Origin of the sequence: Niallia circulans (assembly GCF_003726095.1) — a bacterium.
Classification (GTDB): domain Bacteria; phylum Bacillota; class Bacilli; order Bacillales; family Cytobacillaceae; genus Niallia; species Niallia circulans_A.
In genome coordinates, this window is sequence record NZ_CP026031.1 from 622,750 (window position 1) to 645,814 (window position 23,065).

Genomic DNA, 23,065 nt, shown 5'->3' on the forward strand with positions numbered 1-23,065 from the left:
GGGCATCGGTTTGAGTAAAATTTACGTATTGGATACAAATGTCTTGTTACAGGATCCTTATTCTATTTTTTCTTTTAGTGACAATGATGTAGTAATTCCAGCAGTAGCTTTAGAAGAGGTAGACAGCAAAAAACGGTACATGGATGAAATCGGAAGGAACGCAAGACAAATATCTAGATTGATCGATAACTTAAGAGAGTCAGGAAAGTTGCACGATAAAATTCCATTGGAGAATGGTGGAACTTTACGGATAGAATTAAACCATCGTTCTTTTCACGAACTGCAAGAAATATTTGTCGAAAAAACAAATGATAATCGCATACTAGCAGTCGCAAAAAATTTATCAATAGAAGAAAGTAAAAAAGAAAATGGACGAACCGTTATTCTTGTTAGTAAAGATACACTCGTCCGTGTAAAAGCAGATGCAATTGGTTTGAAGAGTGAGGATTTTTTAAGTGATCGAGTAGTAGAAAATGAACATTTATATACTGGTTTTATGGATGTACAAGTAACCATAGATATATTGAATAACTTTTATGAAAATGGTCAACTCCCGATTGCAGAAATTGGGAATGGAAATTATTATCCAAATCAGTTTCTTATTTTAAAGGATGTATTGGGATCTTCCTCTTCAGCATTAGCTATTGTAGATTCATCGAGGAAGTTTGTTAAAAAGCTAGTGTTTGATCATGAGCATATTTGGGGGATCCGTCCAAGAAATGTGCAGCAAACGATGGCGATTGAAATGCTATTAAAAAAAGACATGCCATTAGTGACGTTAATAGGAAAAGCAGGTACAGGAAAAACACTATTGGCATTAGCATCTGGATTAATGCAGACAGAAGATTTTGGAGACTACAAAAAATTATTAGTGGCAAGACCGATTGTCCCGATGGGAAAGGATTTAGGTTTTCTTCCTGGAGAAAAGGAAGAAAAATTACGACCGTGGATGCAGCCTATTTTTGATAATCTTGAGTATTTGTTTAATACAAAGAAACCAGGAGAACTAGAAGCAATTCTGGCGGGAATGGGATCTATTGAAGTAGAGGCATTAACATATATTAGAGGAAGAAGTATTCCAGACCAGTTTATTATTATTGATGAGGCCCAGAACTTAACGAAGCATGAAGTGAAAACGATTTTAACAAGGGTTGGAGAAGGTAGTAAGATTGTTTTGATGGGAGATCCTGAACAAATTGATCATCCTTATTTAGATGCTTTTAATAATGGATTAAGCTATGTAGTAGAACGTTTTAAAGACCAACCGATAGCAGGTCATGTAAAATTAGTTAAGGGAGAAAGATCTTCTTTAGCTCAGCTTGCCGCAGATTTATTATAATTTAACGGGAAACAATGATACGCCATCTGTTAATAGCTAGATGGCGTATGTGTGAATGAATAACATTATGTAATTTTAAATGCTCTGACATTTTTGATAGGAGTTTGTTCTGGGCCTTTTGTTTGATCGAAAATATGTACAGGACCATCTTCTGTAAGCGGTTTTCCTTTTACGCAAAATAATAAGAAGATCGAACCGATTTCTTCTAAAGGAATCGCATATTCTTCTTCTTCTGTTGTGATTAAAAGAGTTTTTGCCTCTTCCTGCGGTTCTGCATTTTTTATAAAGGGAGCTAAAGCCATATAGAAGGTTCCGGTTAGCATTTCCACTTTTTTATAGGTTTTTGTGGATTGTTCTGGGGCTTTCGCTCCATCTGTAATTTCTTGATCCCAGTGCTTGGAGGCTTCTTTTGTATACGCTTCTAATTCGTCCTTTACTTCAACTGGGGCAAATACAGTATCAGCTGTTTGTTTTCGATCATCAAAGATCCAGACAGTAGGATCAATAGTAATCGGAAAATTTACCAACCCAGAAACTTGAATAATACTATTCATTTTTATATCTCCTCCGTATGTGTGTTCTTTGTTATGTATAAAAGTTCTGCAAATTAGTATTGCTTCTAAAAGAAAATATCTTAAATTGGCTAAATTTTAATTGGCAGATTAAAACAGTTGTTATGTTAAGTATAGCTTTTTCTTGTCTTTCTGTCATTCGAGATGATAGAACGCAAACTTTTAAATTTTTTAAAAGGGATTGTTCTTGCAATTTTTCTAGGTTGAGTTTAAACTTTATAGATAGGATAATCGCTCGGAAACGGGGGGATAAGATTGACTTCTGAAATGATTATTAATCATAAAGAAAAAGCAAATGAGTTATTGAAAGCAGATGCTGAAAAAATATTAAAACTAATTAAAGTTCAGATGGATAATTTAACAATGCCACAATGCCCTCTATATGAAGAGGTTTTGGATACGCAAATGTATGGATTGTCTAAAGAGATAGATTTTGCTATTCGATTAGGTTTAGTAGAAGAACAGGTTGGTAAGAAAATTTTAGATGAATTGGAAAAAGAGCTATCGATTTTGCACGAAGCATCTATAAGAAAATAAAAAGTAAACTCAAACAAAAGCATGTATTGTTTGAGTTTTTTTAGTGGCTATGTGTATTATTTGTAAATAAGGGAAGTACATACGAACAAAGGCAAATCTTTTGGCAATTTATAAGCTCACTTGAGCCCATAAGCTTGTAAGTAACATCCGATGTAGCGTAAGTAGCGGATAAGAATAAGCAATTTGTTATGATTAATAACAGAAAGCGGCCCAATATTTTAAGAGAATGAAAATTAGAAGTTTATCCTTTTCAGCAGGAAAAAGATAAGACACAACGAATACTCTAAATGAGGAGATTGAATAAGGGATGCGGTTGAATGATAAAGAAGATATTAAAATCGTATGATTATACATTAATTATAGCAATGGTATTATTAATTCTATTTGGATTGATTATGATTTATAGTGCTAGCATGGTTTCAGCAGTCCAATATTATGGAGAAGACAGTAGTGATTTTTTTTATAAAAGACAACTAAAATATATTATCATTGCCGGGATTGCTTTTGTGATAGTGGCAATTTTTCCATATAAGGCATTGTTAAGCAATAAAATATTAGTACCAATGGTATTTGGCTCTATTATTTTTTTAAGTGGAATCTTTTTATTCGGTAGTGTTTTTGGAAATGCGCAAAGCTGGTATAAAGTAGGAACAGCAAGTCTTCAGCCAGCTGAGTTTGTTAAATTGGGTGTGATTATTTATCTATCGGCAATTTACTCTAAAAAACAGGCGTATATAAATGAATTTAATCGAGGCGTTGTTCCCCCGCTAGCATATTTGGTTATTGTTTGTGCATTGATTATTCTTCAGCCGGATTTTGGTACAGCAGCGATTATATTTATGATTGGTGCTACGGTTATTTTATGTTCAGGAATGAACTGGAAAAACTTGTCCAAGTTGATGCTGATTGGCTTGGCGTTTCTATTATTACTTGTTTTAATCCTCCAGCTTGCAGGAAAGAGTATTTTTACAGAAAAGCAAATGGCGAGAATTTTCGTTTTTCTAGATTCGCCTTTTGCTGAAGATGTTGTACAAGAATCTGGTTACCATATGAGTAACTCTCTTATCGCTATTGGATCTGGTGGTCTAAAAGGGGTAGGTTTGGGACAAGGTGTCCAAAAACTGGGTTACTTAACAGATGGCCATACTGATTTTATTATGGCAGTAATTGCTGAAGAACTGGGTATTTTTGGTGTCGGATTTGTAGTGGTAGGGCTCAGCTATATTGTTTTAAGAGGCATTTATACAGGATTAAAGTGTAAAGACCCGTTTGGGAGCTTATTAGCAATCGGTATTTCCAGTATGATAGGAATCCAAGCTTTTATCAATATTGGAGGAGTTTCTGGATTAATACCATTAACAGGTGTCCCGTTACCTTTTATTAGTTACGGAGGATCATCTTTATTACAATTGTCCATTGGAATGGGGATTCTTGTCAATGTTTCCATGTTCGTGAAATATGAAAGAGTTTATAAGCCGAAAGAAGAGAATGTTTCAGATATAGCAGTGAAGAAACAGCCTACTTCCAGTTTTGTTCGACCAAACCGTCATTTTTAAACAATTCAATAAAATGGCTGGGATATAAGTTTTCCAGCTAAAGAAAAACCAAAACCATGATACGAAGATATTAAAGCATTTCGTATCTGATTTTGGTTTTTTTATCTTTGTTTATAGAAGTAATACTAAGAAAACAGGTTGATTCATTTGCTTCCTTGCTAAAAAAGGCTATAATGAATAGAGTGTCTTTTTATTTGTAAAACGCTCTCGAGGAAGTTGTGATAAATGTTAAAGTTTACCAATAATGTGACAACTGAAGTTTTTAGTGTAAAAAGAGAGAAATATTCATGAAAATATGGTTTAATAGCAAAAGAGTCTTTTTTTAACATTGCTATGATGTTAAATGTGAATAATGACACAATAAAATGAACGGTATTTTATATAGTATGATATCTTTTTGTATGTAATGAAAGGGGAGATATGATCAAATGGCTAATTCTCGCGTTTATCCTGAAGCCAAATTGACGAATCAACAATCAGAAACAAGTGCTTGGAAGGATTTTCTCGCATTAATTAAAATAGGAATCGTAAATTCAAATTTAATCACCGTGTTTACCGGTATCTGGCTTGCAATAGTCTTCACAGATGCAAAGTTTCTAGAGCAAATTGATACGGTATTATATACTTTAATCGGATCAGGATTAATTATGGCAGGTTCCTGTGTTTTAAATAATTTTATCGATCGTGATATTGATCCATTAATGGAAAGAACGAAGTCCAGACCAACAGTAACAGGAAAAGTGAAGCCTGCAAAAGTTGCTGTTTTAGGTTTTGGTTTTCTCTTCATTGGTACTTTATTCCTGTTATTAACAACAATAACTGCAACTGTCATTGCTTTAATCGGTGCATTTAGCTATGTCGTTGTCTATACTATGTGGACAAAGCGTCGACTAGTATCTAACACCGTAATAGGAAGCTTTTCAGGAGCATTTCCACCACTAATTGGATGGGCTGCCATTGATCCTGGCCTCCATGTGATGGCTTGGAGCTTGTTTTTAATTATGTTTGTTTGGCAGCCGCCACATTTTTATTCTTTAGCAATTCGAAGAGCAGAAGAGTACCGAGCAGCAGGAATTCCAATGCTTCCTGTTGTTAAAGGTTTTGAGGTAGCAAAAAGGCATACGTATATATGGATTATTGCTTTATTTCCGCTGCCATTTTTGTTATACCAAATCGGTATTCCATTTTTAATATTAGCAACATTATTAAATATCGGTTGGGTTATTACGGGGATACGAGCAAGTAAAAAGGAAGATGAATACAAATGGGCAACAGCAATGTTCATTTATTCCATTCAATATTTAACAATATTATTTGTCTCAATGGTAGTATTTACATTATTCTAAAAAGGAATTGTTTATAGGGGAGAACATTTCAAGGAGAATAATGGTTGATTTCTTATTGGTTAAAGCTTGATGCTTTTTCCGATAAGAAACATTAATATCCTGAAACTTGGAGCAGTCTGAATACATATAGACTTCGATGGGATTAGTGAGACAGAGGAGACCGAGCAATGCTCGCTTTCGTCAGAAAGGTCGAGGGTGTTGCCTGGTTAACGGCACTAAATTTGCGAACCAGTCTTATTGAAAAGGGAATTTTGGGAGTTTGTTAAACAAAGAGGTAAATACTTTATGGAGTGGGTAGCTAAATGGAATTTACATTACCGATATTGCCGACAATTAGTACTACGTTTATTATTTTAAGTGCGATTTTTGTAGCGATTGGTTGGGGATTAATTAAGCAGAAAAAAAGACAACAACACCAGACTGTCATGTTATTTGCAGCGATTTTCGCGGTAATCTTTTTCGTCATTTATGCATCAAGAACGATTTTTATTGGTAACACTTCTTTTGGAGGACCAGATGATATTAAGATCTACTATACTATATTTCTTATCTTTCATATCACCTTGGCCACAATAGGTGCTGTATTAGGAATCATTATGTTGTATACAGGTTATAAGCAGCAATATGCAAAGCACCGAAAGTTAGGACCGATCACAAGTATTATTTGGTTTATTACAGCTATTACAGGAACAGCGGTTTATTTACTACTCTATGTTTTTTATCATGGAGGAGAAACGACATCTGTTATTAAAGCAATATTAGGTTTTTAAAAATAACATGTAAAAATGCTTCTAAAAAACAGAAGCATTTTTTTTATTGGTTTCTAATGGCGAAATGGATGGTTTTAAATGTAACTTTATTTACATAATTGAAAAACTACTTCTTCTATTAAAATTATTTAAATTAAGTTATACTATTTAGTAAGAAAGCCACATATATTAATAGAAACAATGCTAGAGAGGGGGGAATCCTCTGAAAATTTTATTAAGAACTGTCATAATTATTGCTGTATTATCGGCGATTGGATTCTATTTTAGTATAGCAGATGATAATAATCAGCCAGATGTATTAGTTGAAAATGGTGATAATCCTAAAAAAGTAGAGGATAATCTCAAAGAAGCAAGTAAAAATACGCAAGTTTTGCCAGCTCCTAAAGAGGGGTTAGGGAGCTTAATCGGTAAGAGTACAAGTGAACTCAAAAAGAAGTATGGGAAGCCAGCGAGAATTGATCCTTCCGCTTATGAATATGACTGGTGGATATTCAATAAGGATGACTCTAAGTATTTTCAAGCTGGTATTCTTGATGACAAAGTAGTTACCATTTATGCAATTGGCAGCTCAGTGAATGTTACGCCTTATAAAATTGGACAAGAAGTTGGAGATATTTATACAATGACTCCAATTGAAACCAATATTAGCTTTAACTACGAAAATTCCTCCTACCGTTTTGAATTATCGGAGGATGAAATAAATAACCGCCCACTTATTCAAATTGGAGATTATTATGCACAGCTATACTTTGATAAATTTAATGGTACTCTATCAAGTATTCGGTATATGGATGCCCGAACGTTACTTCATTTAAGACCATATGAATTAGTTTATCGGGGAGAACTATTAGAGACACAGAGTAATGTGGAGAATAATGAAGCAATACAAGAAGGAAACGAGCGACAAATTCTAGATATGACAAATGTATTAAGAAAAAGATTCAAGTTAAATACAGTTGAATGGGATCAGCCTACTGCGGTAGTAGCATTAGGCCATAGTAAGGATATGTTTGATACCGAAAACTTTTCTCATACATCTGAGAAGTATGGTGATTTAGAGGACCGCTTAAAAGCAGGTGACATCTTATATCAAGTTGCTGGGGAGAATATCGCTGCAGGGTATTCAGATGCTCCCGCAGTAATGGAAGGTTGGCTAAATAGCAAAGGGCATCGAGAATGTTTATTAAATGAGAAATTTACACATCTTGGAGTAGGAGTATTTGATAAATACTATACACAAAATTTTATCGAAAAATGGTAAGAGTAGAAAAAGAAACAGTCGGCAAACTCAGCGGAGGAGTGGTCGGCTGTTTTTTTTATCTGAGTTGTTGGTGTATGGTAGGGATAATTACATAGCAGGATTTGGTTATCTTTAACCAATCTTATAATCTTATTAGTTACAGGGTTTTAGGGAAATATGAAGAGAAATGCACACTTTTTACAAAGCTGTCATAAAGTAATATAGGCAGATGTATCAAATTAGAGGTGAAATAATGATGGCTGATAAAAAACTTCATCCTTCTGTAGAAGAATTTAAAGCATTTGTAAAAGCAAACCCTAAAATATTGAAAGAGGCAAGAAGTGGGAATGTGACATTACAGGAATTATATGAGGATTGGTATTTATTAGGTCCAAATGATACTAGATGGGATGGTTTATTAGAAGGTAGTGCTGAGTCCACCCAAAAGAAAGAAGAGGCATCAGGTAATCGGACTGTATGGATGTCTAATATTGTTGATACATTAAAGAATATGGACCAAAATCAAATCCAAGGATACTTGGCAAACTTAAACCAAGCTTTAGGTACGTTGCAAGGTGTTATCTCTCAATTCGCTCCCAATAGTGGTTCTAGTGGAACATCTGCGCCAACAGAACAAAAACCTTCTGGACCATTTTCTTTTAGGAAAGATTAAATAGGAGGACTATATGAGACAGAATATTAAAGAATATATTGCGCAGAATACAGAATTACAACAGTTTATACGAGAACAGCCACAATGGTATAGAGAATTAAGCAGAAATCCAAATCAGTTAGAAGTCTTTGAGATTGCTTCCCTTCATTATTATAAAAAAACCATCCCAGATCATGTGGAAAAGTTTTCGAATGGTGTACAAATGGCGTCTATGATGGTTAGCATGTTTCAGGCAATGAATGCACAATCTTAGGTCTTTAGAAGTCAATAAATACTTTGAGTAAAACAAACAGGAATGGTAATACTAACGAAAACATTATTAAAATTACCAGGAGTGTTTATGTTGAAAAAATTCGGATTGATTTGTATTCCTGCTTTTCTCCTTTTAACTGGGTGTAGCCATGATATACCTGATCCAAAAGTAAAACCTCATAAGGAAGCAGTAAATGGTGTAATCTCATCAAATATGGCTGTACAAGCCTCTACTACTTATAGAGATACAGAAAAGATGGCTGTGCATCATTTAGTGAAGGGAAATAAAGTATTTGTAGAATGCAGAGTAAAGGACTATTCATTCAGAGAAGATAGCCAGGGGAAATTAGGTAAAATAGTTTTAGAAGTTGATGGTCAGAAGTATGAATATTCTTCTGCTGCCTTTGTAATTGAAGGGCTGAAAGCAGGAAAGCATACGATTAATCTTTCTGTTATAGATGCAGCAAGTAAGGAAACGCAATATCAGAAGTCATTTCAAGTAATGATTAAAAGTTAGATAAAAAAGGATATCACATTCCTTTTCTTTCTAGTGTCTTTCATGTAGAATAAGAGGTGGAGGTGAGCGAATACGTGCTTGCGACAACTGAAATACTCCTTATTCAAGAGGAAGCAGAAGAGATTGCTGAAATGATATTAGAATCAGATGTTGCAGAACAATACCGTATTTGTTTGGCCAATATACAATCAAATAAGGAAACACAGCGGAAAATTCATTCTTTTAACAAAATGAAAGAGCTATATGAAGAAGTTCAGCGTTTTGGAAAATATCATCCTGAATATAAAAAAGTGATGATGGAAATAAGACAGCTTAAACGCGAGATGGATTTAGATGATAATGTAGCAGCATTTAAAATTGCTGAGAATGGTTTACAAAAGCTTTTAGATGATGTTAGTGTTATTATTGGACGTTCTGTTTCTACTTTCATTAAAGTACCAACAGGTAATCCATTTTTTGATGAACTTTCTGGCTGCTCCGGAGGTTGTGGTAGTGGTGGAAGCTGTAGTTGTTCTGCATAATATACTTAAAAGCAATGATCCTAGATGATCATTGCTTTTCTATTTTCTTTTCCTATGCTATTATGATAAATAATGGTATTTAAAGGGGTTAAATTATGCTAGGGCAACGACAAGGGATTATTGTTTGGTTATTTTCACTAAAACAAGCAAAAATGTTAAGAAGATATGGGAATGTTCATTTTATTTCCAAAAGGTTAAAATATGTTGTGCTCTACACAAACCAAAGTGACGTAGAAAGCATAATGGAAAAAATAAATGCTCATTCTTTTGTTAAAAAGGTAGAACCTTCCTATAAACCATTTTTAAAAATGGAATTTGAAAATTCGCGGCCAGATAAAGCGAAAGAATATGATTATAAAATGGGAATTTAATAGCTGCTTAAAAGATAATAAGAGCAGTATGGACGAAGCTTAGTTAGAAGGATTAACTTCTGCGACTAAGTCATCATCCATACTGTTTTTTTCTTTAATATAATTCCATTTAAATTGGGAAGGGGAGTAAAAAAAGCCTGCAGGCAAATACCTGCAGGCTCCTTCCACATCCTTATTATTCATAAGGAAAGAAGGTAAAGGGAGAGGAGAAACCGGAGGAAAACTTAGGGGAAACGTAAGTCTTCTCCGCGGTTGGCAACAACATCCTCGAATAGATGCTGTTAATTACATTATCCCCAACCATGGAACACTTATACCTAATCAAAATAATTTTTTTGGATAAAGTAAGATAGTCTTCTTTTTTAGTTAATAGGTGGAATAAAACTATTCATGGTATAAATAGTAAAAAATCTTTAAAATGTTGGCTCGCTATAAGGTTTATGGTAGGATAGGGAAGGTAAAAGCAGTTAAAGTAAAATTAGGGTTGTGGTGATTGAAATGAGAGTTGTCTCCGGTAAAAATAAGGGGATTCCATTGAAGGCAGTGCCTGGTAACTCGACTAGACCTACTACAGATAAAGTCAAAGAAGCCATCTTTAACATGATAGGTCCTTACTTTCAAGGAGGAGAAGGCCTTGACTTATTTGCTGGGAGTGGTGGACTAGGTATTGAAGCTTTAAGTAGAGGATTGGATCTTGTTATTTTTGTAGACAAAGAAGGAAAAGCGATACATACGATTAAAGAAAATCTTTCTATATGCAAATTAGATAGCCAAGCAGAGGTATATCGCAACGATGCGGATCGTGCTTTAAAAGCATTACAAAAAAGAGAAAAAAGATTTGATTATATTTTTTTAGATCCGCCATATAAAAAGCAGCAGTTGGAAAAAATGCTAACATTTATTGATGAAGCAGGTCTCTTAAAGGAAGACGGAGTTATTGTTTGTGAACACGGTTCGGAAATTTCTTTGCCTGAGGCAGTTAGCAGACTTCAACAAGTGAAACATGAAAAATATGGAATAATTGCGGTTTCTATTTATTCCTTACAAAATGGTATGGAGGACTAAGAAATGGCTAGTATAGCAGTTTGCCCAGGTAGTTTTGATCCGATAACGTATGGTCATATTGATATTATTAAACGATCAGCAAAGGTATTTGACCATGTATACATATGTGTATTAAATAATTCTGCCAAAAAACCTTTTTTTTCAGTAGAGGAAAGATTAGCGTTAATTAGAGAAGTAACAAAAGATATTAAAAATGTTTCTGTGTCGTCCTATGAAGGGCTTTTGATTGATTATGCAAAAAGTGTAAATGCAAATGCAATTATTAGAGGGTTACGAGCTGTATCAGACTTTGAATACGAAATGCAGATTACCTCTATGAACCGAGTTTTATCAGATGATATTGAGACATTCTTTATTATGACAAATAATCAATATTCTTTCTTAAGTTCAAGTATAGTGAAAGAAGTCAGTAAGTATGATGGTGACATTTCGGAGCTTGTCCCAAAGATTGTTCATGATGCGTTAAGAGCAAAGTTTCATAAAAATCGTCCCTAACGCTTTCTCTCCAGTAATATGAATAAAAAAGGACTTATTGCCTAAAAGATTTTTATATCTTTATGGCAATAAGTCTTTTTTATACTTCTTCTCTTGGAGATAATCTTTTTACTAAGATAAAACAATAAATTGTCAAGGAAATAATCGTTACAATTGGACCCCATGTGCTAATATTTTCAAATATTTGTTGAAAGAAAGCTCCCTCCTGTTTTAATCCTGGAATTGCAATCGTTGGAGCATCTTTTGCCAAAAAGGTTTTGTTAAAGAAATCCCAAGCGATAAATGTATAAATACCGGAGAAGATTGCTTGCATTATTCTTGCTATAAAAAATGGTTTAAAGCGAATATCTGTCTGTGCTAGAATACTTGCAACCTGCGCTTGTACACTCAAACCACTAAAGCCGAGAATACAGCTAGTTAGGATTGCTTGATGCATAAGGGTAGAAGTTTCTACCTCACTTGTTAATTGACTTCCTAATGTAATTTCAAATATCCCAGCAATGAATGGAATCGTTAATTCGCCAGAAAAAGTGAATAGCTGGAAAATAGATTCTAACAATTTAGCAACAAAAGAAGTAATATGTAAGTGAAATAGTAATCGATTAATAACGGAAAAAAGAATAATGAAGCCACCGACCATTAATAATGATTGAATTGAAGAAGTAACGGCATCACCCATTAATTTGCCAAGCGGACGCTTGTCTTTTAATCGAGTATGATGTAATTCCCGTAATGCTCTTTTGATAGAGGCTTTTTCAGTTGCCTCCTGTTTCTTTATTTCTGTGTCCTTGCCATGAAATCTCATAAAAAGTCCTACTGTAAAGTTGGCTAAGTAATGAGAAAAGGCAAGAAGTAGTCCTAGTTTGGGACTATGAAAAAAAGAAGCTGAAACTGCACCAATAATAAACATTGGATTAGAAGCGTTAGAAAAAGAAACGAGTCTTTCAGCTTCTGTTCTTGTTAATTGTTTTTCTTCACGCATTCTTGCTGTTAATTTTGCTCCAGTAGGAAAGCCTGATACCATGCCCATTGCCCAAACAAATCCACCTACACCTGGAACTTTAAAGAGAGGTCGCATAATGGGTTCCAATAAAACACCAATAAAACGAACTACACCAAAACCGATTAAAATTTCGGATAAAATAAGGAAAGGAAGAAGTGAAGGAAAAACAATCGTCCACCATGTGTTTAGTCCATTTTTGGAAGCGTCAACTGCAACTCCTGGAAAAGAAATTAGAGCAAGAGCTAATAGGGACGCAGATAAAGCGAGTACGATTGTCTTAAATTTTGAGCGTAACAAATTATATTGCTCCCCCTTCAAATAGAAAATAGTAGGTAAGTATTCTTTTTTATAGAAGAAAGACTGTTTAAGAAACATATTTAATAAAAAAGAATACTTGTACACAAACAGCCTGAAGAATATCCCTCTACCAATCAATATACTCATAACATAAAAAAAAAGACCATAAGAATATATAGATTATTATTTTGATAAGAATAGGTGGGACAATATGGAACGCCCAAAAATTGGATTAGCGTTAGGGTCAGGTGGAGCGAGAGGATTTGCACATATTGGTGTAATAAAAATACTTAGAGAAGAGAACATCCCAATAGATTATATTGCTGGTAGCAGTATAGGTGCTATAGTTGGCTGTCTATATGGAGCAGGATCCGATATTGAGCGATTATACACTTTATCCAAGTTCTTTAAAAGAAAATACTATTTGGATTTTACTGTGCCTAAAATGGGGTTTATCGCTGGGAACCGTGTAAAGGAATTAATTCATTTGTTTACCTATGGAAAAAATTTAGAGGAGTTAGATATCCCTGTTGCCATTGTTGCGACAGATTTGTTAACAGCAGAAAAAGTAGTTTTTACAAAAGGGCCCATTGCTGATGCTGTTCGGGCAAGTATTTCTATTCCAGGCATATTTGTTCCAGAAAAAATTGACGGGCGATTGCTTGTAGACGGAGGAGTAATCGATCGTGTTCCTGTCTCAGTTGTGAAGGAAATGGGAGCAGATATTGTAATTGCTGTCGATGTAGCAAAAGTAAACATTCATACAGATATTTCTAATATTTATGATGTAATTATGCGTTCATTAGATATCATGCAAATGGAACTAGTAGAATCACGCGAGGTAGCAAGTGATGTGATGATTAAGCCGCCTGTTGAAATGTTTAATAGTAAGGCATTTACTGATTTGGAGAAAATTATTAAAATAGGGGAAACAGAAACGAGAAGATATATAGAAGGGATTAAAAAGGAAATCAGAAAAAAAGAAAGAAGGAAAAAAAGTAATTAATAGAGTAAACAAATAAAGATTAAAGGTTCTCGATTTACTACAGTGGAGGGCCTTTAATCTTTAAGCTGTTTATAAAGAACTCCAACCAATAAACTAGTCCTTGCATAGGAATTATTTCATGATTGGAGGTTTGGTGTAATCCATCTCTAATAGTTGATGCTGAACAAGATTAGGAACACCTAAAGCATAAATTTGCGAAGCGCGAATATCTAATGCGATTTTTTCTTTATCAAAAGCAGAAAGCTTACTGATAATTGGCAGCTGAAACTGCTTCTTTTTTTCTTTTAAATAGAGACGGCCATTTACAGTTGTACCAAGTAAACGAATAAAACTTGGCTTCAATGAAGACTGCATTTCTGCCTTTTTGGTGTTTGTTAAAATATGTACGCAAATTCTTTGCAGCCTTGTCCATGTATATCTTTTCGTTTTTACTAAACGAATAAAATCCTGAAAAGAGGATGCTGTTTTTACATATTTGAGGAAGCGATACTCTAAACCTTCCTCCATCTCATATATGGTAGCTAGCTCTTCTGCTGTTGACTGAAGGAGACGGAATTTTAAATAGTGCCAGTAATTCTCCCAAGTATGATAAGCGAGGTATGTTTCCTTATACTGCTGTAGTATTTGATAACTACTTGCGGGGAGGAAGGGTTCTATTTTTTTTATGTCTCCCTTGGCATGCAATAATTCTTCACGAATGCTTGTTGCGCTAGCTATCGTATCCGAAGTAAATGTTTTGTCATGATAGTCTGCTTTCATGCGGGCAACTGTGCAAATTTCCATAGGATACTTATTGGTATGCACCGCCTTATAATATTCATATCCTAAGATGTTATTTGGCATACTAAGATTTAGCGTGGTGTGATCATCACTATTTGTTAATTCTTTTATCGCTAATGATTTAGCTTTCGGATAGCTTATTCCTTGTTTCATAAATCTCTTAACAAGTAAATCCTCTTCTGTCTTTTGCTCTTGCAGCTTGGTAAAAATCTGATGAAAAGCATCAATGCTGCCTGATTCACTGCCAAAACATAAGAAATTACAACTTAAGCTTTGCAAAATATCAACAGCGCCAGAAGCAAATACGGCAGCATGCTGTGTGGCAAAAGCATAAGGAAGCTCCACAATAAGATCTACTCCACTTTCCAAAGCCATTTCTGCTCGAGCCCACTTAGAAACAAGGGCAGGTTCTCCTCTCTGCAGAAAAGGACCACTCATAACAGCAACCACAATATCTGCCTGTGTTAGTTCTTTCGCTTTTTGGATATGATACAAATGTCCATTATGAAATGGATTATATTCTACTACTATTCCAACTGCTTTCATCACATTCTCCCTAACTAGTTTCTTTATGGTTGTATTAATAAAAGTTTATCCTAAAAATAGTGGTTATAAAAGAGAAACCTATATGATTTGCTTGTTTTAATAGAACCGAGGTTTTAATAGGGCTGTCTACTTTCTAATATAGTTTCTATTCTACGAATTTTAGAAGGTAAAGCTTTGCTAATAGCTTAAATGGAAAGCAAAGGGGAGAGAAATAAAAATCATTTAGGAAGTTTTGGTTGCAATTCTGATGAATATGGGTAGAATAGAAAAGAAATCACGAAATATGGTCGTGATTCAGGACATATCTCTTATTATTTACTGTAAAGAAAAAATATTGACAAATAATTATATGAAAGCTATAATTACCTTTGTTGCCTTGGGGTGATATATATGAAATGGACGTTAAGCCAGTTACAAAAATTTCGAAGTAAGGGATTGCCAATTGATGAAACAATAAATATGGATGAGATCAAAGAAACAGATCCAACCATAAGAAAAGTATCTCCTATTCATATAACAGGACGTACGGATATTGATTCAACGAAAGTGACTTTTCATTTAAATATAAAAGGATCGCTCGTGCTACCTTGCTCTCGTACTTTAGTAGACGTGGATTATCCAATTAATGTTGAAACAACAGAAACCTTCCTATTAAAAGTTTCGGAATATGAAACAGACGAAGAGGAAGTTCATCAGGTGAAAGGGGATGTAATTGACTTAAAGCCAATTATAGCCGAAATACTTTTACTTGAGGTACCGATGCAAGTCTTCTGTGAAGATGTAACAGAAGAGGGAGCTCCGCAATCAGGAAATGATTGGGAAGTAATCCAAGAGCAAGATTTACAGGAGAAGAAAGTTGATCCTCGTCTTGCAGGACTTGCTAAGTTTTTTGAAAATGAGTAAATAAACTCATATTTAATTATGCAAAAGAAAAATGTGAGATTGGAAATATCTTTTCTCATTACTTTCTTAATACTCTTTAAGGAGGTGGGACGAATGGCTGTACCTTTTAGAAGAACATCTAAAACTGCAAAGAGAAAACGTCGTACACATTTTAAATTACAAGTGCCTGGTATGGTAGAATGCCCTAACTGTGGTGAAATGAAACTTGCTCACCGTGTATGCAGCGCTTGCGGAACATACAAAGGGAAAGAAGTTGTAAGCAACTAATTATCTTTTTTGTTGATTAAAAGCACAAGAACTTAAGTTCTTGTGCTTTTTTCCATGTTATCGTTATTTTTATAAAATAGCTGAGGTAAAATAAAAGGAAGTTTTGAAAGTTAGAAGAAAATACATATTAATGAGGTGTTGAGCAATGATTGTCGTAAGTTCTTGTTTAGCTGGTCTGAAAGTTCGGTATAATGGGACGGATTGTTTAGATGCCAACATAGAAGCGTTTATAAAAAAAGAAAGCATAAGAACGGTTTGTCCGGAATTATTGGGAGGCTTCTCTACTCCGAGGGAGCCAGCCGAGATAGTCGGAGGGGATGGTTATGATGTTCTCGATGGAAGAGCGTTTGTTAAAGATGCTAAAGGAAATGATGTGACACAAATGTATATCGAAGGGGCTAATAAAACGTTAGTTTTTATTAAAGACTTGGAGGCAGAAATGGTAGTCTTAAAAGAAAATAGTCCTTCTTGTGGTAGTGGTAGTATATATTCAGGGAGCTTTGATGGCACAAGAATGGACGGTGTGGGTGTAACCACAGCGCTTTTAAGAAGAAACGGTATCAAAGTGGTATCGGAAGACGAATTATTTTCTTGAATAGATCTTTAAGCAGTTTTGCGTGCCATTAATTTTTCTTTCTGTAATATGAATAAATCAGTCTATCTTTTCTAGTAGATGCATATGTATGAATAAAAAACACTAGGAGGGTACACTGATGACAACAACAAGACAAGATGCTTGGTCAAAAGATGAAGATATTTTACTTGCTGAAATTGTTCTTCGTCATATTAGAGAAGGCGGTACACAGCTTCAAGCATTTGAAGAAGTGGGGAAGTTATTATCAAGAACAAGTGCAGCATGTGGATTTCGCTGGAATTCATATGTACGCAAACAATATAAATCTGGTATAGAACTTGCCAAAAAACAAAGAAAGCAATTGAAAAAGACAAATGTAGCAGAAGAGTTTTCTCAAGAAGAAGTAACTGGCCAGCCTGCTATATCTCCAACTCCTATACAGAATCAATTTGATGAAATGATGATATATTTAAAAGATTTATATGATAAAGCAACTAAGTGGGAACAAGAAAATATAGACTCTTCCACCGTTAAAGAGAAAACGAAAGAATTAGAGGAAAAGCTAGCGTTATTAAAGAAGGAAAATGAAGAACTGCAAAGTGAATTAGATTCCATGGAAGGTGCTTATAAAGCATTAGTGGAGCTGATGGAAAAAGCAAGACAAATGGTGGTTTTTAAAGATGAGGATAAACTTCCCAAGGTATAAGTAAGATTTTCTTTAGCTGAAATGCTAATGGCATCTATTTCTATAATAATTAGATCAAATAAATATTCTATATTGCAGGAGGAATCCTGTCAGTTAGGAAGCATCCGCTCAAAACTCCTGTATATAAAAGGTGAGGCAGAGGAGAATCAATGGATTCACTTGACTCCCAAGGAGAATATGAGCGGCTGCTTTATATAAACCATCAAAATCTCCCTATGTAAAGAAAACAAAATCAATTTGATTTTGTGAGTATAATACCGCGTTTTCCCCATTAAAGTTGTCACATTCTTCTCTAATTTTATTCCTTCTATACTATTAAACCTTAAAAAATCTCTTTTATAGATTATCTTTCAATAACTGTGTGATTCCACTCGTTTTTTAGCTTTCGTTTCGTTTTTTAGGGCAAGAATAATATTTTATTTTTTTCTATTGCTGTGATTTTCGTACTACAAACATTTCAGAAAATGTTAATATATAACTAACGATAACTTGAAACGATAAAGGAGCTTCTGATGAAAATTGCAATTATTGGAGCTGGGGCAATTGGCTTATTATGTGCATACCAGTTAAAGGAAAAGCATGATATCACCTTATATGTTCGGTCAAAGAAGCAATACGAGCGAATCTTAGAGGAAGGAATATATTATAAAGTAAATGACGAAAAGAAAAATCGAACAGTACACGTACGGTTTTTTGAAGAGTGGAATGGACTAGAAGAGCTGACAATCGTGGCAGTGAAGCAATATCAATTATCGTCCATTTACGAGAAGATGGAAAAAATGGGTGATAAAATAAAGGCAATGTGCTTTTTACAAAATGGAATGGGACACATAGAAACAATTAGGAATTCGCGAGTTGCTAATATATTGATAGGAATTGTCGAACATGGAGCGATGCAGGAAGATGAGCAAACAGTCATACATACTGGTGTAGGAGCAATAAAAATAGCTTGCTTAAAAGGAGAAATGGACGATATACTTACCAAGCTCACAACAGCGACCAATAAAGACTTTTTATTTATAATGGAGCATAATTATGAAATAATGCTACAAAAAAAATTAGTCGTAAATTGTCTTGTAAATAGTTTAACTAGTATTTTGCAGGTGCCAAATGGTGTTTTGCTGGAAAACGCTTATTATTCTGAAGTGATGACTATGTTTATGAATGAGGTATTAGATGTTTTAATGATAAATGAAGCTGATAAAGAAATCTATCGAGAGTATTGTTTGGAAGTCATACGAAAAACAGCTTTAAATAAATCTTCGATGCTAAAGGATATGGAGGCGGGAAGGCCTACGGAAATAGATGCAATTTTAGGATACATAATAGAAGAAGCAAAAAAGAAAAAGCTGAGTGTGCCTATTGCAAAGGTGGTTTATCGGATGATTAAAGGAAAAGAACGAGAAAGAGAGGTGTTTATCCATGATTAATCTAACTTCACAGCTCATTAGTTTTCTCGTGGTTTTTCCTATCTTTACATTGTTTATTGTTTTTGTTATTAGTAAGTTGATTACAAAAAAGCACCGTCTATCTATACATCTAGCCCTAGATATAAGTACCATCTTTTTTATTGTTTCTGTCCATTTTCTTATTCAATCCATCTGGCATACTTCGCTCTTATTGTATATTGTGATATTTATCTTGTTGATTGGCATGTTATTTGTTATTATTCATTGGAAGTTTAAAGAGGAAATACAATACAAAAAAGTATTTAAAGGAATTTGGCGTGTAACCTTTCTTCTTTTTTTCCTTTTATATATTGTATTGCTCGTTTATGGCCTTTTATTATCTATATGGAGAACACTTGGAATGATATAATAGTTGATTATAATAAAGAACTTAAATGGTTTTAGCAAGCCAGTGCTACTTAAAATGAATAGGTGGGCTCGAACTGGCAGATGCTAAAAAGAAAATAAATCGAAAAGATTAGGCTTATAAGCAACTTTTTTTCTTTTATAGTAAAGGGATGCTATACTTTTCTATGTGGCGAAATAAAATGAATGTTTTTTATAGCTGGATGATAAGCTCGTGGTTGGACTCCCACTATAGAAAGAGTCTTTAATAAGGAGAAAATACATATATAAGGAAAACTCGAATAGGAGAAAGGAAGTACATAGATGGAGATGATGAATCTCTCTTTGCCTGTGGCAAATAAATTCGTAACAGATTATTTAGAACAAAAGAATAGTGCGGAAGACTTTTTTCATTATTCTTATCTTGATAATGGTAGCTATGAGAAGAGAGTTAAAGAATTAGAAACGAGAACTTTTATGAGGAATGATCTTGCAGATTATATTGCAGATTACATGAAAAAGTTCCCTCAAGGTGAAAAGGTGAGGCAATCCCTTTCTAAATTAAGAAAGGAAAACAGTGTAGTTGTTATTGGTGGACAACAAGCGGGTGTTTTAACAGGACCGTTATACTCCATTCATAAAGTAATTAGTATTATCTTGTTAGCTAAACAAAAAGAAGAAGAATTAGGTATCCCGGTTGTGCCAGTATTCTGGATAGCGGGAGAAGACCATGATTATTTAGAAATTAATCATATTTATACACCAGGTAAGGAAAAAATGAAGAAGGTAGTTTTTCCGCAAAGAGTGTTGGATAAAAGAATGGCTTCCGATATATTGCTGGAAAAAGAAGTCTGTATAGAATGGCTGGAAACAGTCGTTGAATCCTATGGTGAAACAGATCATTCTAAGCCTTTGTTGGAACTTTTGCATAGCGCTGTCCATGAATCCACCACGATAGTTGACTTCTTTAGCTATATTACTATGAGTTTATTCCAAGATTATGGATTACTATTGGTCGATTCTGGTGATAAAGAGATTCGCAAGTTGGAGAAAGAAATTTTCCTTAAACAAATTAATGAATTTCAAAAATTGGCAGATTCCGTTTCAGAACAACAAAAGTTAGTACAGGAGAAGGGATATTCTCTAGTTATCGAAATGGCAGAAAATCCTGTTAACTTGTTTTATTATGATGAAGCAGAGCAAGAAAGAGTATTGCTGCAATACGATGAAATAGAAAACTGTTTTATCGGGAAAGATAGAACGGTATCTTTTACAATGGAACAGTTAATAGAGATTGCAAGTGAATTCCCTCAAAGGCTTAGCAATAATGTGGTAACAAGACCAATAACGCAAGATCTATTATTTCCTACTTTAGCATTTATTGGCGGACCTGGAGAGATTGCGTACTGGGCGGAACTTAAAAAGGCTTTTGAACACCTAGGGATTAAAATGCCGCCTGTTATTCCTCGCTTAAATATTACACTTTTAGAGAGAAGCGTGGAAGCAGACATAGAGGAACTAAAATTATCGATAAAGGATGTTCTTGTAAATGGAACCTCTGAAAAATGTGCGGAATTTTTAAAGTCTGTCTCGAATGAACGGATTGAACAGATACTTAGTGAGTTAACAAATATAATCAAAACGAAATACGATCAAGTGGAAGAGGAAATGAAGGCGGAGTATAAAGGCTTACTGCCGTTATTAGAAAAAAATGAAGATTTCTTAGTTAGCCAGGTTGAATTTTTGCAGAACAAAGTCGATGCTTCCGTAAAATTAAAGCATGAAGTACTGGTAAATAAATTCAATCGCATTGAACAAAATTTAAAACCAGAAGGATCTCCACAAGAAAGAGTTTGGAATATCACTTATTTCTTAAATAAATATGGTATGGATTTTATTCAAAGTGTAATGGAATTGCCAATGGATTTTGATGGAACACATAAGGTTATTAAATTATAAGGAAGAAAAGAATGATTGCCGTCCTAATTATTGGACGGTTCAGACTGTCGACAAACTCCTAATTCAGTAATTAGGAGTTTGTCTTAGTTTATACATATACATTCTTTTAAATAAGAATTGATTTCCGTTGCAGGGGTTCGCTTTCCGTGGGGCTCGCGCTGAGCCGCTGCGGCTTAAAGGCCTGCAGGGTCTCAGACTGTCTCGCAGATCCCACAGGAGTCTCACCCCTTCCACTCCAATCATTGCATAATAATTCCATTTACATTTCCTAAATTCTTTTTGTCAATAAGCTGCACCGTCCTAATTATAGGACGGTTTTTTTATGTTATAACGTATTTTCATTCCTTCCTCTAGGTTTGTCTTTTAGAAAATAAACAGTCAATTCTCAAAAAGTAGTGATAAAGAAACCTATTTATTCTTTTCAAAATTATTATTTTTGTTGCAGGAAATATACAAAATAGATAGAATTAAAATTAATAGTGGAGGAAAGTGGGGGAATGTGGTACATTGAGGTTAGAAAGTGGGGGACAAGGGTATGTTTATGGGTGAATATCATCATAATGTTGACGCAAAAGGACGTATCATTGTTCCTGCGAAGTTTAGAGAGAACTTAGGTGAGACCTTTATTCTAACCCGTGGCCTCGATCGATGTCTTTTCGGTTACCCACTGAATGAATGGGAGATAATTGAAGACAAGCTCAAGCAATTGCCCTTAACCAAAAAAGATGCTAGAGCATTTACCCGATTTTTCTTCTCCGGAGCAACAGAATGTGAGATTGATAAACAAGGTCGCATTAATATTGCCTCCCCCTTATTTCAATATGCACAGCTAGAGAAGGAGTGTGTTATTCTCGGTGTTTCTAATCGTATTGAAATATGGGATAAACAAGAGTGGGAAAATTATTTTTCCGAATCAGAGGATTCTTTTGCAGAAATTGCAGAGAATATGATTGGGTTTGATATTTAATTTTTTCACTATGTACATAATAAATACTACCTACAAGAAAAATTTATAGACAGGTGTGGATTCATGTTTAATCATACAACAGTATTACTGAATGAAGCGGTCGATGCTCTCGATATTAAGCCAGATGGAATTTATGTGGATTGTACTTTAGGCGGAGCAGGGCACAGCGAATTAATTCTTTCCAAATTATCAGGCAGCGGAAGATTAATTGCATTCGATCAAGATGAAATAGCCATAAAAAATGCACAAGAAAAATTAGCCCCATATAAGGACAGATTGACGATTGTCAAAAGTAATTTCCGTTATCTAAAAGAAGAAATTCACAACTTAGGGATTACACATGTAGATGGAATTCTTTATGACTTAGGTGTTTCTTCCCCGCAATTAGATACTCCTGAACGCGGATTTAGTTATCATCATGATGCACCGCTTGATATGCGCATGGATAACGAAGCGGATGTTACTGCATATGATGTAGTCAATTCTTGGTCATATGAATCATTAGTTAAAATTTTCTTTCGTTATGGTGAGGAGAAATTCTCTAAACAAATAGCAAGGAAGATTGAGGCAGCAAGAGAAAATCGGCCAATTGAAACGACTGGAGAGTTGGTTGAATTAATCAAAGAAGCTATTCCAGCGCCAGCTAGACGAAAAGGTGGTCATCCTGCTAAAAGAGTTTTCCAAGCAATACGAATTGCAGTCAATGATGAACTTGGCGTATTTGAAGATTCGTTAGAGCAAGCTATTACGTTGTTAAATCCAGGCGGAAGAATCAGCGTTATCACTTTCCATTCTCTTGAAGACAGAATCTGCAAGTCGACATTTAAAAAGATGAGTGACCTGCCGCCGTTGCCGCCAGGACTACCGGTTATTCCAGATGAGTTTAAACCAGAATTGAAATTAATTACAAGAAAGCCGATTGTTCCATCAGAAGAAGAATTAGAATTTAATAACAGAGCAAGATCAGCGAAACTACGTATTGCAGAAAAACAATAACAAAAGGGTGCGGG

The 23,065-nt window shown here is 34.6% G+C and carries 26 protein-coding genes; 23 read left to right on the top strand and 3 right to left on the bottom strand.

Going from position 1 to position 23,065, the window contains the following annotated elements; all coding sequences use genetic code 11:
• The first annotated feature begins 10 nt into the window (after window positions 1-10).
• Window positions 11-1,339 (top strand): PhoH family protein, encoded by a 1,329-nt coding sequence (locus C2I06_RS02800; protein WP_123257406.1) that lies wholly within the window; start codon window positions 11-13, stop codon window positions 1,337-1,339.
• 65 nt (window positions 1,340-1,404) lie between these two features.
• Here the strand turns inward: C2I06_RS02800 and C2I06_RS02805 are convergent, their stop codons facing one another.
• The gene (locus C2I06_RS02805) at window positions 1,405-1,893 is read right to left on the bottom strand and encodes a peptidyl-prolyl cis-trans isomerase (RefSeq protein ID WP_123257407.1); all 489 of its coding nucleotides are present in this window, start codon (window positions 1,891-1,893) and stop codon (window positions 1,405-1,407) included.
• A 273-nt stretch (window positions 1,894-2,166) separates the two neighbouring features.
• Between C2I06_RS02805 and C2I06_RS02810 the strand changes: the two genes are divergently transcribed.
• The 12 genes from C2I06_RS02810 to coaD all read left to right on the top strand — a co-directional run bounded on the left by C2I06_RS02810 (window position 2,167) and on the right by coaD (window position 11,254).
• Window positions 2,167-2,448 (top strand): Fpa/YlaN family protein, encoded by a 282-nt coding sequence (locus C2I06_RS02810; RefSeq protein ID WP_016200976.1) that lies wholly within the window; start codon window positions 2,167-2,169, stop codon window positions 2,446-2,448.
• 317 nt (window positions 2,449-2,765) lie between these two features.
• Window positions 2,766-4,004 carry an FtsW/RodA/SpoVE family cell cycle protein gene (locus tag C2I06_RS02815; protein WP_123257408.1) on the top strand — a complete coding sequence of 413 codons (1,239 nt, stop codon included), beginning with the start codon at window positions 2,766-2,768 and terminating at the stop codon, window positions 4,002-4,004.
• A gap of 428 nt (window positions 4,005-4,432) precedes the next feature.
• The gene (cyoE, locus tag C2I06_RS02820) at window positions 4,433-5,350 is read left to right on the top strand and encodes a heme o synthase (RefSeq protein ID WP_095329068.1); all 918 of its coding nucleotides are present in this window, start codon (window positions 4,433-4,435) and stop codon (window positions 5,348-5,350) included.
• Between the two features lie 302 nt (window positions 5,351-5,652).
• Window positions 5,653-6,120 (top strand): DUF420 domain-containing protein, encoded by a 468-nt coding sequence (locus tag C2I06_RS02825; RefSeq protein WP_123257409.1) that lies wholly within the window; start codon window positions 5,653-5,655, stop codon window positions 6,118-6,120.
• Between the two features lie 370 nt (window positions 6,121-6,490).
• Window positions 6,491-7,381: a CAP domain-containing protein gene (locus tag C2I06_RS02830; protein WP_235973322.1), complete on the top strand. Its 891-nt coding sequence runs from the start codon at window positions 6,491-6,493 to the stop codon at window positions 7,379-7,381.
• Window positions 7,382-7,616: 235 nt separating this feature from the next.
• A complete protein-coding gene (gene ylbD, locus C2I06_RS02835) occupies window positions 7,617-8,033 on the top strand; it encodes a YlbD family protein (RefSeq protein ID WP_095329071.1) in 417 nt (138 codons plus the stop codon).
• A gap of 13 nt (window positions 8,034-8,046) precedes the next feature.
• On the top strand, window positions 8,047-8,286 hold the full coding sequence (locus C2I06_RS02840) for a YlbE-like family protein (protein WP_123257411.1): 240 nt from the start codon (window positions 8,047-8,049) through the stop codon (window positions 8,284-8,286).
• 90 nt (window positions 8,287-8,376) lie between these two features.
• Window positions 8,377-8,802: a hypothetical protein gene (locus C2I06_RS02845; protein WP_123257412.1), complete on the top strand. Its 426-nt coding sequence runs from the start codon at window positions 8,377-8,379 to the stop codon at window positions 8,800-8,802.
• Window positions 8,803-8,876: 74 nt separating this feature from the next.
• Window positions 8,877-9,323: a YlbF/YmcA family competence regulator gene (locus C2I06_RS02850; RefSeq protein ID WP_047939888.1), complete on the top strand. Its 447-nt coding sequence runs from the start codon at window positions 8,877-8,879 to the stop codon at window positions 9,321-9,323.
• 95 nt (window positions 9,324-9,418) lie between these two features.
• Window positions 9,419-9,694, top strand: coding sequence for a YlbG family protein (locus C2I06_RS02855; RefSeq protein WP_047939889.1), 276 nt, complete (start codon window positions 9,419-9,421; stop codon window positions 9,692-9,694).
• A 498-nt stretch (window positions 9,695-10,192) separates the two neighbouring features.
• A complete protein-coding gene (gene rsmD / locus C2I06_RS02860) occupies window positions 10,193-10,759 on the top strand; it encodes a 16S rRNA (guanine(966)-N(2))-methyltransferase RsmD (protein WP_171509510.1) in 567 nt (188 codons plus the stop codon).
• 3 nt (window positions 10,760-10,762) lie between these two features.
• A complete protein-coding gene (gene coaD / locus C2I06_RS02865; protein ID WP_095329075.1) occupies window positions 10,763-11,254 on the top strand; it encodes a pantetheine-phosphate adenylyltransferase in 492 nt (163 codons plus the stop codon).
• 79 nt (window positions 11,255-11,333) lie between these two features.
• Here coaD and ylbJ read toward each other — a convergent pair whose 3' ends face one another.
• A complete protein-coding gene (gene ylbJ / locus C2I06_RS02870) occupies window positions 11,334-12,554 on the bottom strand; it encodes a sporulation integral membrane protein YlbJ (protein WP_095329076.1) in 1,221 nt (406 codons plus the stop codon).
• 211 nt (window positions 12,555-12,765) lie between these two features.
• Here ylbJ and C2I06_RS02875 point away from each other — a divergent pair, with 211 nt between their 5' ends.
• Window positions 12,766-13,560, top strand: coding sequence for a patatin-like phospholipase family protein (locus tag C2I06_RS02875; RefSeq protein WP_123257413.1), 795 nt, complete (start codon window positions 12,766-12,768; stop codon window positions 13,558-13,560).
• Window positions 13,561-13,671: 111 nt separating this feature from the next.
• Here C2I06_RS02875 and C2I06_RS02880 read toward each other — a convergent pair whose 3' ends face one another.
• Window positions 13,672-14,886 (bottom strand): nucleotidyltransferase, encoded by a 1,215-nt coding sequence (locus C2I06_RS02880; protein ID WP_095329078.1) that lies wholly within the window; start codon window positions 14,884-14,886, stop codon window positions 13,672-13,674.
• A 390-nt stretch (window positions 14,887-15,276) separates the two neighbouring features.
• Here C2I06_RS02880 and C2I06_RS02885 point away from each other — a divergent pair, with 390 nt between their 5' ends.
• The 9 genes from C2I06_RS02885 to rsmH all read left to right on the top strand — a co-directional run bounded on the left by C2I06_RS02885 (window position 15,277) and on the right by rsmH (window position 23,051).
• On the top strand, window positions 15,277-15,789 hold the full coding sequence (locus tag C2I06_RS02885) for a YceD family protein (RefSeq protein ID WP_061796783.1): 513 nt from the start codon (window positions 15,277-15,279) through the stop codon (window positions 15,787-15,789).
• A gap of 93 nt (window positions 15,790-15,882) precedes the next feature.
• A complete protein-coding gene (gene rpmF, locus C2I06_RS02890) occupies window positions 15,883-16,056 on the top strand; it encodes a 50S ribosomal protein L32 (protein ID WP_016200993.1) in 174 nt (57 codons plus the stop codon).
• 145 nt (window positions 16,057-16,201) lie between these two features.
• The gene (locus C2I06_RS02895) at window positions 16,202-16,651 is read left to right on the top strand and encodes a 2-thiouracil desulfurase family protein (RefSeq protein WP_095329079.1); all 450 of its coding nucleotides are present in this window, start codon (window positions 16,202-16,204) and stop codon (window positions 16,649-16,651) included.
• Window positions 16,652-16,769: 118 nt separating this feature from the next.
• Window positions 16,770-17,336, top strand: coding sequence for an RsfA family transcriptional regulator (locus C2I06_RS02900; protein WP_095329080.1), 567 nt, complete (start codon window positions 16,770-16,772; stop codon window positions 17,334-17,336).
• A gap of 512 nt (window positions 17,337-17,848) precedes the next feature.
• Window positions 17,849-18,766 carry a 2-dehydropantoate 2-reductase gene (locus tag C2I06_RS02905; RefSeq protein ID WP_123257414.1) on the top strand — a complete coding sequence of 306 codons (918 nt, stop codon included), beginning with the start codon at window positions 17,849-17,851 and terminating at the stop codon, window positions 18,764-18,766.
• Window positions 18,759-19,154 carry a DUF3397 domain-containing protein gene (locus C2I06_RS02910; RefSeq protein WP_123257415.1) on the top strand — a complete coding sequence of 132 codons (396 nt, stop codon included), beginning with the start codon at window positions 18,759-18,761 and terminating at the stop codon, window positions 19,152-19,154. Before C2I06_RS02905 ends, C2I06_RS02910 begins: the two co-directional genes overlap by 8 nt.
• Window positions 19,155-19,453: 299 nt before the next feature.
• Window positions 19,454-21,088: a bacillithiol biosynthesis cysteine-adding enzyme BshC gene (bshC, locus tag C2I06_RS02915; RefSeq protein ID WP_123257416.1), complete on the top strand. Its 1,635-nt coding sequence runs from the start codon at window positions 19,454-19,456 to the stop codon at window positions 21,086-21,088.
• Between the two features lie 535 nt (window positions 21,089-21,623).
• Window positions 21,624-22,055, top strand: coding sequence for a division/cell wall cluster transcriptional repressor MraZ (mraZ, locus tag C2I06_RS02920; RefSeq protein ID WP_047939902.1), 432 nt, complete (start codon window positions 21,624-21,626; stop codon window positions 22,053-22,055).
• 63 nt (window positions 22,056-22,118) lie between these two features.
• Window positions 22,119-23,051, top strand: a complete 933-nt coding sequence (gene rsmH, locus C2I06_RS02925; RefSeq protein ID WP_123257417.1) for a 16S rRNA (cytosine(1402)-N(4))-methyltransferase RsmH — start codon at window positions 22,119-22,121, stop codon at window positions 23,049-23,051.
• Window positions 23,052-23,065 lie beyond the last annotated feature (14 nt).

Bases quoted from the DNA above. Each gene is read 5' to 3' on its own strand.
- C2I06_RS02885 (WP_061796783.1), top strand. From the start codon at position 15,277: ATGAAATGGACGTTAAGCCAGTTACAAAAATTTCGAAGTAAGGGATTG.
- C2I06_RS02855 (WP_047939889.1), top strand. From the start codon at position 9,419: ATGCTAGGGCAACGACAAGGGATTATTGTTTGGTTATTTTCACTAAAA.
- rpmF (WP_016200993.1), top strand. From the start codon at position 15,883: ATGGCTGTACCTTTTAGAAGAACATCTAAAACTGCAAAGAGAAAACGT.
- C2I06_RS02905 (WP_123257414.1), top strand. From the start codon at position 17,849: ATGAAAATTGCAATTATTGGAGCTGGGGCAATTGGCTTATTATGTGCA.
- C2I06_RS02840 (WP_123257411.1), top strand. From the start codon at position 8,047: ATGAGACAGAATATTAAAGAATATATTGCGCAGAATACAGAATTACAA.
- C2I06_RS02875 (WP_123257413.1), top strand. From the start codon at position 12,766: ATGGAACGCCCAAAAATTGGATTAGCGTTAGGGTCAGGTGGAGCGAGA.
- C2I06_RS02895 (WP_095329079.1), top strand. From the start codon at position 16,202: ATGATTGTCGTAAGTTCTTGTTTAGCTGGTCTGAAAGTTCGGTATAAT.
- coaD (WP_095329075.1), top strand. From the start codon at position 10,763: ATGGCTAGTATAGCAGTTTGCCCAGGTAGTTTTGATCCGATAACGTAT.
- cyoE (WP_095329068.1), top strand. From the start codon at position 4,433: ATGGCTAATTCTCGCGTTTATCCTGAAGCCAAATTGACGAATCAACAA.
- rsmH (WP_123257417.1), top strand. From the start codon at position 22,119: ATGTTTAATCATACAACAGTATTACTGAATGAAGCGGTCGATGCTCTC.
- ylbD (WP_095329071.1), top strand. From the start codon at position 7,617: ATGGCTGATAAAAAACTTCATCCTTCTGTAGAAGAATTTAAAGCATTT.
- C2I06_RS02900 (WP_095329080.1), top strand. From the start codon at position 16,770: ATGACAACAACAAGACAAGATGCTTGGTCAAAAGATGAAGATATTTTA.
- C2I06_RS02910 (WP_123257415.1), top strand. From the start codon at position 18,759: ATGATTAATCTAACTTCACAGCTCATTAGTTTTCTCGTGGTTTTTCCT.
- C2I06_RS02815 (WP_123257408.1), top strand. From the start codon at position 2,766: ATGATAAAGAAGATATTAAAATCGTATGATTATACATTAATTATAGCA.
- bshC (WP_123257416.1), top strand. From the start codon at position 19,454: ATGGAGATGATGAATCTCTCTTTGCCTGTGGCAAATAAATTCGTAACA.
- rsmD (WP_171509510.1), top strand. From the start codon at position 10,193: ATGAGAGTTGTCTCCGGTAAAAATAAGGGGATTCCATTGAAGGCAGTG.
- mraZ (WP_047939902.1), top strand. From the start codon at position 21,624: ATGTTTATGGGTGAATATCATCATAATGTTGACGCAAAAGGACGTATC.
- C2I06_RS02825 (WP_123257409.1), top strand. From the start codon at position 5,653: ATGGAATTTACATTACCGATATTGCCGACAATTAGTACTACGTTTATT.
- C2I06_RS02880 (WP_095329078.1), bottom strand. From the start codon at position 14,886: ATGAAAGCAGTTGGAATAGTAGTAGAATATAATCCATTTCATAATGGA.
- C2I06_RS02805 (WP_123257407.1), bottom strand. From the start codon at position 1,893: ATGAATAGTATTATTCAAGTTTCTGGGTTGGTAAATTTTCCGATTACT.